The organism is Curvibacter sp. EU05-FHT14A10 (genome assembly GCF_058791075.1).
Genome location: NZ_JBYTDE010000012.1, coordinates 50,229 through 63,857, shown reverse-complemented (window position 1 = coordinate 63,857; position 13,629 = coordinate 50,229). Strand labels below are relative to the sequence as shown.

Sequence of the window (13,629 nt, the reverse complement as noted above, 5' to 3'; positions counted from 1 at the left end):
CGGCGATCAGTAAGGCCGAAAATTCGCTTCGGTGCTCCCACTGCGCAGCGCGGGGCTGCCCAGGCGGGGCATGGCCGCGGCGTCGCTCAGGCGGCGGCGCTTGGGGTTCTCCAGCTCCGGGCGTCGCACCGGCATTGCGGCGACCTCGGGCTCGCCCACGTTGAAGAAGCTGATCACGTCTTGCAACTGCTCGGCCTGGCCGGACAGCTCCTCCGAGGTGGCGGCCAGCTCTTCCGAGGCCGAGGCGTTTTGCTGCGTGGCCTTGCTGAGCTGGTTCATGGCACTGCCGATCTGATTGACGGTGGTGCTTTGTTCCTCGGATGCAGCCGTGATCTCCTGCACCAGGTCCGAGGTGCGCTTGATCGAGGGCACGATCGCGTCCAGCAGCTTGCCGGCATGTTCGGCGGTGGACACGCTGTTGCCAGCCAGATCGCCGATCTCTTTGGCGGCCTCCTGGCTGCGCTCGGCCAGTTTGCGCACTTCGGCGGCCACCACGGCGAAGCCCTTGCCGTGTTCGCCAGCGCGGGCGGCCTCGATGGCAGCGTTCAAGGCCAACAGGTTGGTCTGGTAGGCGATGTCGTCGATGATGCCGATCTTGGATGCGATCTGCTTCATGGCCTTGACGGTGTCGACCACCGCGTGGCCCCCTTCCTCGGCCTCGCCCGAGGTCTTGGTGGCCATCGAGTCGGTCACCTTGGCGTTGTCGCTGTTTTGCGCAATGGAGGCCGACATCTGTTCGATCGAGGCCGTGGTTTCTTCCACTGACGCCGCCTGTTCGCTGGCGGCCTGCGACAGCGACTGGGCCGTGGCACTCACCTGGCCGGCTGCACCACCCAGGGCCTGGGCGGCGGTGCGCACCTCTTCGATGATGCCGGCCAGTTTTTCGCAGGTGGCATTGGCATCGTCCTTGAGTTGATTGAAGGTGCCTTCGGCATCACGTTCGATGCGCTGGGTCAGATCGCCGTTGGCCATGCCGCTGAGCACGCGGCCCACATCCTCGATGATCTGGCCCAGCTTTTCGCAGGTGGCGTTGGCGTCATCCTTCACCTGGCCGAACAGGCCCGTGTAGTCGCGCTCGATGCGCTGCGACAGGTTGCCGGCTGCCAGCCCGCCGAAGGTCCGGCTCACGTCTTCGAAGATCACATTGGTGGTTTCCATCAGCGAGTTCACGCCCTCGCACAGCACCGCGATCGGCCCCTGCTTGCCGGCCAGGGGAATGCGCTGCGACAGATCGCCGGCCCGGGCTGCAGAAGTCACCTCCTGGGCTTCCTCGACCGCACGGCTCAGCATGCGGGCGGCATTCACCTGTTCGGTGGTGTCGGTGGCGTACAGCACCACCTTGTACGGGCGCCCATTCAAATCCAGGATGGGGTTGTAGGAGGACTGCAGCCACACCTCGCGGCCGCCCTTGGCCAGGCCTTTGTGCAGGCCGGCGTCGTAGTCGCCGCGGCCCAGTTTGTCCCAGAACAGGCGGTACTCGGGGCTCAGGCGCATTTCGGGCGCGATGAACAGGCTGTGGTGCTGGTTTTTCAGCTCGGCCGAGGTGTAGCCCATGGTGTGCAGGAAGTTCTCGTTGGCGCCCAGGATGTTGCCCGCCATGTCGAACTCGATCACGGCCTGCGATTTGCCCACGGCCAGGATCTGGCCTTCGTAGTCGGCGGCTTGCAGGCGTTGCGCGGTCACGTCGGTGGCAATGTTGACGATCTTGACCACCCGGCCCATCTCGTCCTTGACGGGGGCGTAGACGGCCTGCAGCCAGACCTCTTCGCCGGTCTTGGTGAGGTGCTTGTACACATCGGATTGGTGCAGGCCGGCATTCAGGTCACGCCAGAATTGCTCGTGTTGCTGGGCCCGGCCCTGGCCGTCTTCAACAAAGATGCGATGGTGCTGGCCGGCGATTTCATCCTGGCGGTAGCCCAGGGTGCTCAGGAAGCGGGCATTGGCGTGCAGCACGTGGCCGCCCAGGTCGTATTCGATGTATGCGTAGGCGCTGTCGATGGCCCCCAGCACCCCCATGGCGTTGTGGCGCTCGATCTCCGACTGGGTGATGTCGTAGCGCACGCCCAGGTATTTGCGGGGCTTGCCGTTGTCGCCCATGATCGGCGCCACCACGGCGTCCACGTAGTACGGTGTGCCGTCCTTGGCGCGGTTCTTGATCACGCCGCGGAACAGGTTGCCGCGGCCGATGGTCGACCACAGCTGTTTGAAGGTCTCCTTGGGCATGTCGGGGTGGCGCGTGGTGTTGTGTGGCGCGCCAATCAGTTCGCTGCGGCTGTAACCCGAGACTTCGGTGAACTTGTCGTTGATGCTGAGGATGTCGCCCTTCAGATCGGCTTCGGAAACGATGCTGGTCAGGTCCATGATGTTGCATCGCACCTTGAGCTCGGCCTCCACATCCTTCAGGCGGGCGCGGGTTTCTGCCAGCTCGGCCTCAGCGGCCTGGCGGGCCAGATCTTGTGCCGCCAGGGCGGTACTGAGCTGCTCGAATTGGGCACCACTGAACAGGCGGGTCATCAGGGTGGGTTGGTAGGTGCTCATGTGGCGGGTCCTTCGATGGAGATGGATGTTTGAGGATGGGCGGGGCCAGGCTCGCGGCTGCCCGCAGTGCGCAGGCTGTGTTCGGGTTGGGTGGCCAGGGCGTTGAGGGCCAGGGTGTCCAGGATCAGGGCCACCTCACCGCTGCCCAGGATGGACGAGCCCGAGATGCCACGCAGGCGCTGGAACAGGCGGCTCAGAGGCTTGATCACGGTCTGGTACTGGCCCAGCAGTTGGTCGACTTCAAGGCCGAAGCGGTGCGGGCCGGCCTTGACCACCACGATGCTGACTCGCGTGGTCGGCGGGGCGTTCAGTTCGTTCAGTTCGTACAGCGTGCGAAGGCGCAGCACGGGCAGCAGTTCGCCGCGCAACGGCATGCAGTAGCGGCTGCCGCGCTCGGTTGCTTCAGGCTCGGCGGCGTGGCTTTCCACCACCTCAACCACCGAATCCAGCGGCAGCACGAAGCGCGAAGCGGCGACGCGGATCAGAAAGCCATCGATGATGGCCAAGGTCAGTGGCAGTCGGATCTCGATGTCGGTGCCCTGGCCTTCTTCGCTGTACACCGTCACGTTGCCCCGAAGGGCTTCGATGTTCTGGCGCACCACGTCCATGCCCACGCCGCGGCCCGACAGGTTGGTGACTTGTTCAGCCGTTGAAAAGCCGGGTTCGAAAATCAGCTGCAGGATCTCGGCATCGGTCGGCTCGCTGCCCGCCTCGACCAGACCCCGCTCCCGGCCCCGCTGCAGCACGCGCTGGCGATCGATGCCCCGGCCATCGTCACGGATGCTGATCAGGATGCTGCCGCTGTCATGGCGTGCGCTCAGCGTCAGGCGTCCCTGGGGGGGCTTGGCCTGGCGGGCACGTTCGGCCGCCGGCTCCAGGCCATGGTCCAGGCTGTTGCGCACCAGGTGCATCAAGGGGTCGGCAATCTTCTCGACCACGGCTTTGTCGAGTTCGGTGTCGCCGCCCTCGATTTCGAGCAGCACGTCCTTGCCCAATTCGGCGGCGGTGTCCCGTACCACGCGGCGGAAGCGGTTGAAGGTGCCACCGATGGGCACCATGCGCAATTGCAAGGCATTGTCTCGGATGTCCTGGATCAGATGGCCCATGAGTTGGTGGGCCTCGACCAGGGCCGGGTGCTGGGTTTCAACCGCCAGCAGCCCTGCACCCGCGGCAGCCGTGACCAGTTCACCGAGCAGGTTGATCACCGCGTCGAGTCGGTCGGCCGGAATGCGCAGGTAGCGCTGTTCCTCATGCGCCGGATCGCGTGGGCGTTGCTGCTTTTGCACGGCGGCGTGCACCACCTCAGGGGGGACGCCCGCATGGTCGCTCAGGATTTCACCCAGGCGCGGTGCGTCCGCTTCGCTCTCCCGCTGGCGCACCTCGGCCTGCAATGCCAGACCGTGGGCCAGTTGGCTTTCGCTGACGGCACCGGCACCCACCAGCAGCTCGCCCAGGCGAGGGTGGTCCGGCAGCGTCTCAAGCTGGTCCAGGGTGCGCTGGAGGCCGAGTTCGGGCGGGGTGAGCTGCAGTTCGCAATCGTCGCGGATGAAGCTGAAGGCGTCATCAATGGCCGCTTGAGGCTGTTCCGAGCGCAGGGTGATGGTGCAGTTCAGATAGCAGCTTTCGGGTTCGAGCAATTCCAGCGTCGGAATGGCGCTGCGCTCGCTGTGCGCCTGCAGGATGTCGGAACGGCTAGCCAGATAGCGCAGGACATTGAGCGGGTCCATGCCATTGCGCAGGCAGTCACGCCCGAATCGGGCCACCAGGACCCAGCGGCCCGGTCGGGCCGCTGGCGCGGCGCCGGGGCCAGGTGCGCTGGCTACCCGCTCATCGGGCGATGGCTTTGATGGCTCGGCGATGACCAGGGCGGCCTGCAATTGCTGAACCAGGGCCTCGCGGCGGGCCCGTTGTTCGCCATCGTCGGTGGCTTCGCCCGCAGCCTGGTTCACCAAGGCCAGCACCTGGTCGCTGCAGGCCAGCAGCAGTGAACTCAGGGCGGCGGTCAGTTGCAGGCGGCCTTCGCGCAACTGGTCGAGCAGGGTTTCGATGTGGTGGGTGAAGTCAACCACCTGCTCCAGGCCGAACAAGCCCGCCGAGCCCTTGACGGTGTGGGCGCAGCGAAAGAGGGCGTCCAGTCTCTCTCGGTCGCTGGGTGCTTCTTCCAGTTCCAGCAGCAGGTGCTCGATCTGGCTGACCTGCTCGCGCGCCTCGCTGATGAAGGCCGGCAGCGCAGCGGCCAGAAAGTCGAAATCGTCGTCGTTCGTGCTCATGCGGGCATCTCCTGCGGAACGAGCCGGAACCAGCCCGTGGCGCCGAGGTCGCTCAGGCCGGCGCGCAGGTGGGCACTGGGCTGCAGCAGCTCCAGGGTCTGGCCCTGCTCGGCCAGGGTGTTGGCCAGCGCGGCCAGAACCTGCAGACCGGCGCTGTCGACCTCTTCGACCTGCGCCGCCTGCAGGCTGACCAGGCTGGCGGCTTGCGTTGGGCGGGCCTGCAGCCAGCTCAGCAGCGCCTGGCGGGTGCTGTCGGCGGTGTAGATGGTCAACTCTGGCGGGAGTTCGAAGGCCGTGCTCATGCGGTGGCTCCTCAAGCCAACGCCAGCTTGGCGGTGGCGTCCAGCAGCACCTGAGGGCTGAAGGGCTTGACAATCCAGGCCTTGGCGCCGGCGGCGCGGCCTTGTTCCTTCTTTTCAGCCTGGCCTTCGGTGGTCAGCATCACCACAGGGGTGAACTTGTAGCGTGGGAGTTGTTTGACACGGGTCAGGAAGGTGATGCCGTCCATGCGGGGCATATTCACGTCGCTGACGATCAGATTGATCTTGCGGCCGTCGAGCTGGCGCAGGGCGTCTTCACCGTCCACGGCTTCCAGTACCTGGTAGCCGGCTCGGGTCAGGGTCAGGTTCACGACCTGGCGCAGGGAGGATGAATCGTCGACGATCAGGATGGTCTTGCTCATGCGGGTCTCGGGATGAAATGAGGTGGGGTCAGAAGTAGGTGGCGTCGCCTGCGCCTGCACGGTCCAGCTGCAACTGGTGCTGTTCGACGGTGGTGTAGCCTGCGCTCAACAGGGCTTCCCATTCGGCGTCATCGGGCCAGTCGCCCTGTGTCGCGGCCTGGGTCAGTCGCTCGTTCACGCTGTGCATGGACTGCATCACCTGGTCCAGGATCTGATTCACGCGGTCCTGAAACTGGAACGAGACCATCATCTGTTCCACCAGGCCACGCACCGCCAGGCTGCTGGCGTCCAGCTCGCTGGCGCGCTGACTGAGCAGGTCCACCGTGCTCTTCACACGCTGCAGCACCGATTCGATGGTGTTTTGCGAGCGGTGGACCAGGTGCGCGTCAGCCTCGGTGCTGCTGGCGGTTTCGTCGAGCGTGCGTTGCACTTGCTCGCCGAATGCCTGGACTTGGTCGCCGATGCGCTTGCCGGTGTCGCCCGAGGCGTTGGACAGGCGCCGCACCTCGGCCGCCACCACAGCAAAGCCGCGTCCGGAGGGGCCCGCGCGGGCGGCCTCAATGGCCGCGTTGACCGACAAAAGGCCGGTCTGGCGGGCGATCAGGGCCACATCATCGGCCATGCCGCGCAGGCCGGCCGAAGTCGTGTTCAGCGTCAGCACCGTGGCCAGCATGCGGTCGCGTGAGGCCACAAAGACACTGAAGTGCTGGATAAGCGCATGCAGTTCAGCTTCGCATTGGCCGAGGGTTTCAAACTGCTGCCCGGGGGCGCTGATGTCGGGGTGCTGGGTGATGCGATCCAACTGATCCAGGATGGACACAAAGCCCTGCAGCAGCTCATCGGTACCCTGGCGCATTTGCGACTGGGCACTGTGCACGTGCACGGTCCATCGTTCGGTGGCTTGCGTCAGGCGCTGGCTGAGGCTGGCCGCCGTTTGCTGCGCCGGGTTGGAGGGCTTGCCTGCGCGGGCCAGGTACCGCTGCCAGGCCTCTTGCCCCAGGGTGAGGGCGAGCAAGCTGATGCCGCCCAGCCAAGTGGGCCACGCCTGACCCGCCACCATGCCGTAGAGCCACAATGCACTGGCGCTCAGGCAGATTGCCATGATCCACAGATGCCGCCGCAAGCCGTTGGTTGCGAAATGGCTTCTTTGATCAAATTGATTTGATTTATTGGACATTGGGTAGCATCTTCGCAGATCAACCCAAGTAATGTCAATAATGCAGGATCAAATTGTCTTAAATGCTATTTAATGAATGTCAAAGGGGCACAAAACGGCCCGGTAATCGAATTTAATTGATTGAAGTGATCGTTAAAGAAGGCCGGAGACCTGGGCAGGTCGACCTGCCAGTTGCAACTGACTGATCGCCGGTTGGGCCTGCGCAATGCAGCGGCCACGGCGATAGACGCGCAGGCGGGGGGGGCGCAGCCGCAGGGCTTCGACGGGGTCGGTGGCATCCAGCAGCACAAAATCGGCATGGCAGCCTGCGGCGAGGCCGTAGTCCTCCAGGTGCAGCAGGCGGGCTGGCGCCGTGGTGACGGCTTCAAAGCACTGGCGCATGGCCGCCTGGCTGGTCATCTGGGCCACGTGCAAGCCCATGCTGGCCACCTCGAGCATGTCGCCCGAGCCCAGGCTGTACCAGGGGTCCATCACGCAGTCGTGGCCAAAGGCCACGGTCAGGCCCGCCGCCAGCTGTTCGGGCACCCGGGTCATGCCGCGGCGTTTGGGGTAGCTGTCGTGGCGCCCTTGCAGGGTGATGTTGATCAGCGGGTTGGCCACCACGCCCAATTGGGCCTCGGCCATCAGGGCCAGCAGCTTGCTGACGTAGTAGTTGTCCATGCTGTGCATGGAGGTCAGGTGCGAGCCCGTGACCCGGCCGTGCAGGCCCAGTCGATGCGTTTCACAGGCCAGGGTCTCCACATGGCGTGACAGCGGGTCATCCGATTCGTCGCAATGCATGTCGACCAGCAGGCCACGTTCTGCGGCCAGCTCGCACAGCAGCTTCACACTGTCGGCGCCGTGCGCCATGGTGCGCTCGAAGTGCGGAATACCGCCCACCACCTCAACCCCGAGGTCCAAGGCACGCTTCAGGTTGTTCAAGGCGTTGGGCGAGCGCAGCACGCCGTCCTGCGGGAAGGCCACCAATTGCAGGTCGAGGTAGGGCGCCACGGTCTTTTTCACCTCCAGCAGCGCTTGCACGGCCAGCAGTCGGTCATCGCAGACATCCACATGCGAGCGGATTGCCAGCAGGCCCTTGGCCACAGCCCAGTCGCAATAGCTCAGGGCCCGCTGCACGATGGCGTCATGGGTCAGCTGAGGCTTGAGTTCACCCCAGAGCGCGATGCCCTCCAGCAGCGTGCCGCTCTGGTTGATGCGCGGCAGGCCGTAACTGAGGGTGGAGTCCATGTGGAAGTGGGCGTCGACAAAAGGCGGGCTCAGCAACCGGCCCTGGCCGTCCAGCGTCTCATGGGCGGGGGCCTGCAGGCCCGCGGCCACTTCGACAATGCGGCCGTTCTGCACCGCCACCGATTGGTCTCGTCGGCCGTCGGGCAGGTTCACGTGTTGGATCAGAAGGTCAAGCATGGGCAGTCTCGGTGGGGCAGGCTCGGCGCTTGGGCAGGCTCAGCGTTCGCCTTTGCGGTAGGGTTTCATCAGGGCCTGGGGATAGCTGGCTTTGCGCGCCACCACCACCAGGGCCAGGATCGACAGGGCGTAGGGCAGCATCAGGTAGAGCTGATAGGGCAGGGCGCTGCCCCCTGCTTGCTGCAGGCGCAGCTGCAGGGCGTCAAAGAAGGCGAACAGCAGGGCGCCAAGCAAGGCCTTGCCGGGTCGCCACGAGGCAAACACCACCAGGGCCACGCAGATCCAGCCGCGCCCATTGACCATGTTGAAGAAAAAGGCATTGAAGGCCGACAAGGTCAGGAAGGAGCCCGCCACACCCATCAGGGCTGAACCAGCCACGATGCCTGCCGTGCGGGTGCGGCCCACGCTGAGGCCCTGGCCTTCTGCGGCCTGGGGGTTTTCGCCCACCATGCGCAGCGCCAGCCCCGATGGGGTTCGGTACAGCCACCAGGCCAGGGCTGGCACCAGCAGCAGGGCCAGCAGGGTGAGCGGGGTCTGCGCCGACAGCACCGGAATGCCCAGCCCGTCCATGGCCGTGAAGGGCGTGATGGTGGGGGGCGTGTTCACCTTGGGAAAGCTGACCCGGTAGCCGTAGTAGCTGAGCGCAGTGGCCAGCATCGTGATGCCCAGGCCCGCCACGTGCTGCGACAGCGCCAGGCCCACGGTGAGCGCGGCATGCAACAGGCCGAAGGCCGCCCCGGTCAGTGCGGCCACGGCCACGCCGCCCCACAGCGGCAGACCCAGGTAGACCGCCAGCCAGCCGGCGAAAGCGCCTGCGACCATGATGCCCTCGATGCCCAGGTTGAGCACTCCGGCACGTTCGCACAGCAGCACGCCCAGGGTGCCGAAGATCAGGGGCGTGGCGATGCGCAACACGGCCACCCAGAAGGCCGGTTGGGCCAGGATGTCGAACAGTTCGGTCATTTCAGGCGCACCCGGTATTGCGTGAGCAGGGTGGCCACCAGCACTGACAGCAGCGAGGCCGCCACGATCACGTCGGCGATGTAGGTGGGCACGCCCACGGCGCGGCTCATGCTGTCGGCGCCTACCTGCACGCCGGCCACAAAGATGCTGGCCACCAGCACACCCAGAGGGTGCAAGCCGGCCAGCATGGCGATCACGATGCCGCTGTAGCCATAGCCCGGTGACATGTCCAGCGTCACATAGCTGGTGCGCCCGGCCACCTCGACGGCCCCCGCCAGCCCGGCCAGTGCCCCCGACATCATGGCCACCAGCAAAGCGGTGCGTCCGGTCGCCACCCCGGCAAAGGCCGCCGCGCGGGCATTGGCGCCCGTGGCCCGGATGTCAAAGCCCAGCACGGTAAAGCGCATCAGCACCCACACGCCCAGGCACAGGGCCGCCGCCAGCAACAGACCGGTGTGCACCCGGGTGCCCTCGACCAGGCGCGACAGCTCCATCTCGGGCTGCAGGGCCACACTTTGCGGCCAGCCCAGGGCGGTGGGGTCTTTCATGGGACCGTCCAGCAAGGCCGACACGCCCAGCAGGGCCATGAAATTGAGCAGCAGGGTGGTCACAACCTCGTCCACGCCAAGCCGGCTCTTGAGCAGCGCCGGCCCCAGCAGCAGCATGGCGCCGGCCGCGGCTGCCGCCAGCAGCATCAGGGTGAACAGCAGCGGCATTGGCAAGGACCAGCCGGCGCTGTCGTGCATGCCACCCACGGCCACGGCGGCCAGGGCCCCGGCATACAACTGGCCCTCGGCGCCGATGTTGAACAGCCGGGCCCGGAAGGCCACAGCGGCCGCGAGGCCGGTGAAGATCAGCGGGGTGGCGCGCGTCAGGGTCTCGCTCCAGGCGAACAGCGAGCCGAACCCCCCCTGAACCAGCAGGCCGTAGGTGCGCCCCACCGGGGCCCCGGCCCACAGCACCAGCAGGGCACTGATCAGCAGGGTGAAGGCGATGGCCCCCAGCGGGGCCAGCACATGGGCCAGGTGAGAGGCCTGGTGCCGTTTCTCAAGTCTCATGGGGTCTCCGAGGCCTGGGCCGCGACCGGGCCGCCGGCCATGGCCAGGCCGATGCTGTCGCGGCTCCAGTGGGAACTGGGGTGGGCCGGGCTCAGATGCCCGTGATGCATGACCGCGATGCGGTCACCGAGGGCCATGGCTTCGTCCAGGTCGTCGGTGATCAACAACACCGCGGCCCCTGCGTCACGGGCGGCCAGCAGCTGTTGCTGCACATAGGCCACGGCGCCGATGTCCAGGCCCCAGGTGGGTTGGTGGGCCACGATCAGGCAAGGCCCCTGTTGGGCGGTCTGGCCGGGCAGGGGCAGCAGGGCGCGGCCCAGGATGAGTTTCTGCATGTTGCCGCCCGACAGGGCCCGGGCCGGGCTCAGGGGGCCGGCGCCGCGCACATCGAAGGCCTCGATCACCCGCTGGGCGTGTTGTCGCGCCACGGCACGGCGCACCCAGCCCCAGCGCGAGAACACGGGGTGCCGAAGCCGCTCTGAGACCGCGTTCTCCCAGACCGGCAGATCACCGACCACGCCCACAGCGTGCCGGTCCTCGGGAATCCGTGCCACCCCTTGGGTGACCAGCCAGGCAGGCGAGGCCTGCAGGGGCTGGCCCTTGAGCCAGACCTCGCCCTGGGCGGCGCGGCGCGTGCCACACAGCAGTTCGGCCAGCGCCAGTTGCCCGTTGCCTGAGACGCCGGCGACGGCCACGATCTCGCCCGCCCTCAATTGCAGGTTGACCTGGCTGAGGCGCTCGCGCTGACCGGCCGGTGTGCTGACGTTGCGCAATTCACAGGCCACCGGGCCAGGCGCCGCCGCGGGGCGCCGTTCGGGCGCTGAGACGGCGTGGCCCACCATCCACTGCGCCAGCTGAGCCTGGGTGGTTCCGGCAGCCGGGGCTTCGGCGACCAGGCGGCCGCCGCGCAGCACCGCTACCCGGTGCGAGACGCGCAGCACCTCGGCCAGTTTGTGGCTGATGAAGATCACTGACAGGCCCTCTCGGACCAACTGGGCCAGGGTGTCGAACAGGGCCTCGCTCTCTTGCGGGGTGAGTACGGCCGTGGGCTCGTCCAGGATCAGGATGCGCGCGCCGCGGTACAAGGCCTTGAGGATCTCGACGCGCTGGCGCTCGCCCACCGAGAGCTGGCCCACACGGGCCTCGGGCTGGACGGTCAGGCCAAAGCGCTGACCCACCTGCATCAGGCGGTTCCGGGCCCGGGCCCGGGCCGACCAGGGCTGCCAAAGGGCTTCGGTGCCCAGGATCACGTTGTCCAGCACACTGAGGTTGTCGGCCAGCGTGAAGTGCTGGTGCACCATGCCGATGCCGGCGGCCAGGGCCGCGGCCGGATTGCCAGGGGGCAGGGGCTGACCGTTCACGGTGATGTGGCCTTCGTCGGCCCGGTAGTGGCCGAACAGGATGGACATCAGGGTGGATTTACCGGCCCCGTTTTCGCCCAGAAGGGCCAACACCTCGCCTGCGTTCAGGCTCAGGGAGATGTTGTCGTTGGCCACCAGCGGGCCAAAGCGCTTGGTGATGCCCTGCAGTTGCAGCACCGGGGCGGGGTGGGGGGTGTCAGTCATGGAGGGCTGCCAGAAAGGCCAGCAGAACCCGCGCCGAATTGCCGGCGGCCAGCGTCATGAAGGTGTGCATTTCGTTTTCGCCCTCGCCGCCGCCCGCCAGATCGCTGAGGGAGCGGAACGCAATGAAGGGGACCTGGTTGCTGTAGGCCACCTGGGCGGTGGCGGCGCTTTCCATGTCGAGCACCTGCGCCTGGAAAGTATTGAAGGCGTACTCGCGCCAGGCTGCGTTGTCGACAAAGGCGGCGCCCGAAACGCCATTGCCGCCTACCACCACGCGGGGTGCCTGGCTCAGGCATTGCTGACGGGCATCGCAGCGCTGCAGCGGGGTCTGGGCGATGCGCTCGGCCATGGCCAGCAGGGCCGCATCGACTTCGAACCAGGCTTTGCGCTCGGTGCCCGCCTGGCGGCTGGAACGCACCTCGACCGAGCGCGGCACGAAGGGGCCGAAGCCCGGGCCGACCAGGTCGTCCATCCAGGGCGGGGGCTGGTAGTGGCCTGGGGTGGTTTCGCGGGCCAGCACCCCTTCGAGGTAAGGGGCCCAGCGGCGTGGAACAGCCACATCACCCACATGCAGGGCAGGGTCGACACCGCCAGCGATGCCGCTGAACAACAGTCGGCGCACCTTGAAATGGTCCAGGGCGCGTTGGGTGTTCATGGCTGCATTGGTCATGCTGATGCCGCTGAGAAACAGCAGCACGGGCTTGCCCTGCAACTGGCCGGTGGTGAATTCGACCCCGGCGATCCGTTGCACGCGGGGCTGGCGCAGCTGCGAGCGCAGCAGCACCAGCTCGGGCTCGAACGCAGACACGATGGCTGTGCGCGGCACGCCATCGTGCCTGGGGGCCGCTTGCAGCGGCGCGGCGAGGGCACCGGCCAGCAGGCCGGCCGTCAGCAAGCTGCGCCACCGAGGCACGCTGGGTGGGGCAGGCCGCCTCATCACTTGGCGCTGGACTTGGGCTGGCTGTCGTCCACCTTGACGGTGAACTTGCCGGACAGGATCTCGGCCTCGCGTGCCTTGACCTTGTTCATGATGGTGGCAGGCACTTTTTTCTCGAAGGTGCCCAGGGGCGCCAGCTCAGAGCCCTTGTGCTTCATCGTCGAGTAGGGGCCGTAGTCTTCGGCGGTGAATTTGCCTTCCTTGACCAGCTTGAGGGCGCGATCGATGCTGGGCTCCATGTTCCACAGCGCCGAGGCGACCACGGTGTCAGGGTATTTGTCCTGGGTGTTGATGACGTTGCCGATGGCCAGCTTGCCCTTTTCTTTGGCGGCATCACTGACGCCGAAGCGCTCGGCATACAGCACGTCGGCGCCCTGATCGATCATGGCAAAGGTGGCTTCCTTGGCCTTGGGCGGGTCAAACCAGCTGTTGATGAAGCTCACGCTGAAGGTCACCTTGGGGTTGACCTCCTTGGCGCCCGCCATGAAGGCATTCATGAGGCGGTTCACCTCGGGAATGGGGAAACCGCCCACCATGCCGATCTTGTTGGATTGGGTCATGCCACCCGCCACCATGCCGCTGAGGTAGGCCGGCTCTTGGATGTAGTTGTCGAAGACGCTGAAGTTGGGCGCCTGCGGCTTGCCCGAAGAGCCCAGCAGGAAGTAGGTCTTGGGTGAGTCTTTGGCCACCTTGCGGGCAGCGGCCTCGACCCCGAACACCTCGCCGACGATCAACTGGTTGCCACCGGCGATGTATTCGCGCATCACGCGCTCGTAGTCGGCGTTGGCCACGTTTTCGCTGGCCTTGTATTCAATCTCGCCACGGGCCTCGGCGGCTTTCAGGGCCTTGTGGATGCGGCTCACCCATTGCTGCTCGAAGGGCACGGTATAGATGGCCGCCACCTTGATCTTGGCCTGGGCCAGGACGGGCAACGAAACCGAAGCCGCGAGCGCGGTGGCTGCCACCACCAGGTGGCGGCGGGACGGGGCGAAACGACGGGACATGAAGGCTCCTTTTGGCAAAGTTGGCGGGGGT

Annotated in this window: 11 protein-coding genes; all 11 read right to left on the bottom strand. The window is 66.4% G+C overall.

All coding sequences use genetic code 11. From position 1 onward, the window contains the following. Positions 1–6 precede the first annotated feature (6 nt). The gene (locus AC3WUT_RS21160; protein WP_492349064.1) at positions 7–2,538 is read right to left on the bottom strand and encodes a methyl-accepting chemotaxis protein; all 2,532 of its coding nucleotides are present in this window, start codon (positions 2,536–2,538) and stop codon (positions 7–9) included. After that, complete coding sequence (locus tag AC3WUT_RS21155) at positions 2,535–4,808, bottom strand: chemotaxis protein CheA (RefSeq protein WP_492349063.1); 2,274 nt, start codon at positions 4,806–4,808, stop codon at positions 2,535–2,537. The genes AC3WUT_RS21160 and AC3WUT_RS21155 overlap by 4 nt, the downstream gene beginning before the upstream one ends. Next, entirely contained in the window at positions 4,805–5,110 is a 306-nt protein-coding gene (locus tag AC3WUT_RS21150) for an STAS domain-containing protein (protein ID WP_492349062.1), read from the bottom strand. Before AC3WUT_RS21150 ends, AC3WUT_RS21155 begins: the two co-directional genes overlap by 4 nt. 11 nt (positions 5,111–5,121) lie before the next feature. Further along, the gene (locus AC3WUT_RS21145; protein WP_492349061.1) at positions 5,122–5,490 is read right to left on the bottom strand and encodes a response regulator; all 369 of its coding nucleotides are present in this window, start codon (positions 5,488–5,490) and stop codon (positions 5,122–5,124) included. A gap of 28 nt (positions 5,491–5,518) precedes the next feature. Then, positions 5,519–6,592 (bottom strand): methyl-accepting chemotaxis protein, encoded by a 1,074-nt coding sequence (locus tag AC3WUT_RS21140; protein ID WP_492349060.1) that lies wholly within the window; start codon positions 6,590–6,592, stop codon positions 5,519–5,521. 207 nt (positions 6,593–6,799) lie between these two features. After that, entirely contained in the window at positions 6,800–8,071 is a 1,272-nt protein-coding gene (locus AC3WUT_RS21135) for an amidohydrolase family protein (RefSeq protein WP_492349059.1), read from the bottom strand. Positions 8,072–8,110: 39 nt separating this feature from the next. Next, positions 8,111–9,034 (bottom strand): ABC transporter permease, encoded by a 924-nt coding sequence (locus AC3WUT_RS21130; protein WP_492349058.1) that lies wholly within the window; start codon positions 9,032–9,034, stop codon positions 8,111–8,113. After that, positions 9,031–10,092: an ABC transporter permease gene (locus AC3WUT_RS21125; RefSeq protein ID WP_492349057.1), complete on the bottom strand. Its 1,062-nt coding sequence runs from the start codon at positions 10,090–10,092 to the stop codon at positions 9,031–9,033. The genes AC3WUT_RS21130 and AC3WUT_RS21125 overlap by 4 nt, the downstream gene beginning before the upstream one ends. Then, a complete protein-coding gene (locus AC3WUT_RS21120) occupies positions 10,089–11,657 on the bottom strand; it encodes an ABC transporter ATP-binding protein (RefSeq protein WP_492349056.1) in 1,569 nt (522 codons plus the stop codon). The genes AC3WUT_RS21125 and AC3WUT_RS21120 overlap by 4 nt, the downstream gene beginning before the upstream one ends. Then, positions 11,650–12,594, bottom strand: a complete 945-nt coding sequence (locus AC3WUT_RS21115; RefSeq protein ID WP_492349055.1) for a 5'-methylthioadenosine/S-adenosylhomocysteine nucleosidase — start codon at positions 12,592–12,594, stop codon at positions 11,650–11,652. Before AC3WUT_RS21115 ends, AC3WUT_RS21120 begins: the two co-directional genes overlap by 8 nt. After that, complete coding sequence (locus AC3WUT_RS21110) at positions 12,594–13,598, bottom strand: BMP family protein (protein ID WP_492349054.1); 1,005 nt, start codon at positions 13,596–13,598, stop codon at positions 12,594–12,596. The genes AC3WUT_RS21115 and AC3WUT_RS21110 overlap by 1 nt, the downstream gene beginning before the upstream one ends. Positions 13,599–13,629: the final 31 nt, after the last annotated feature.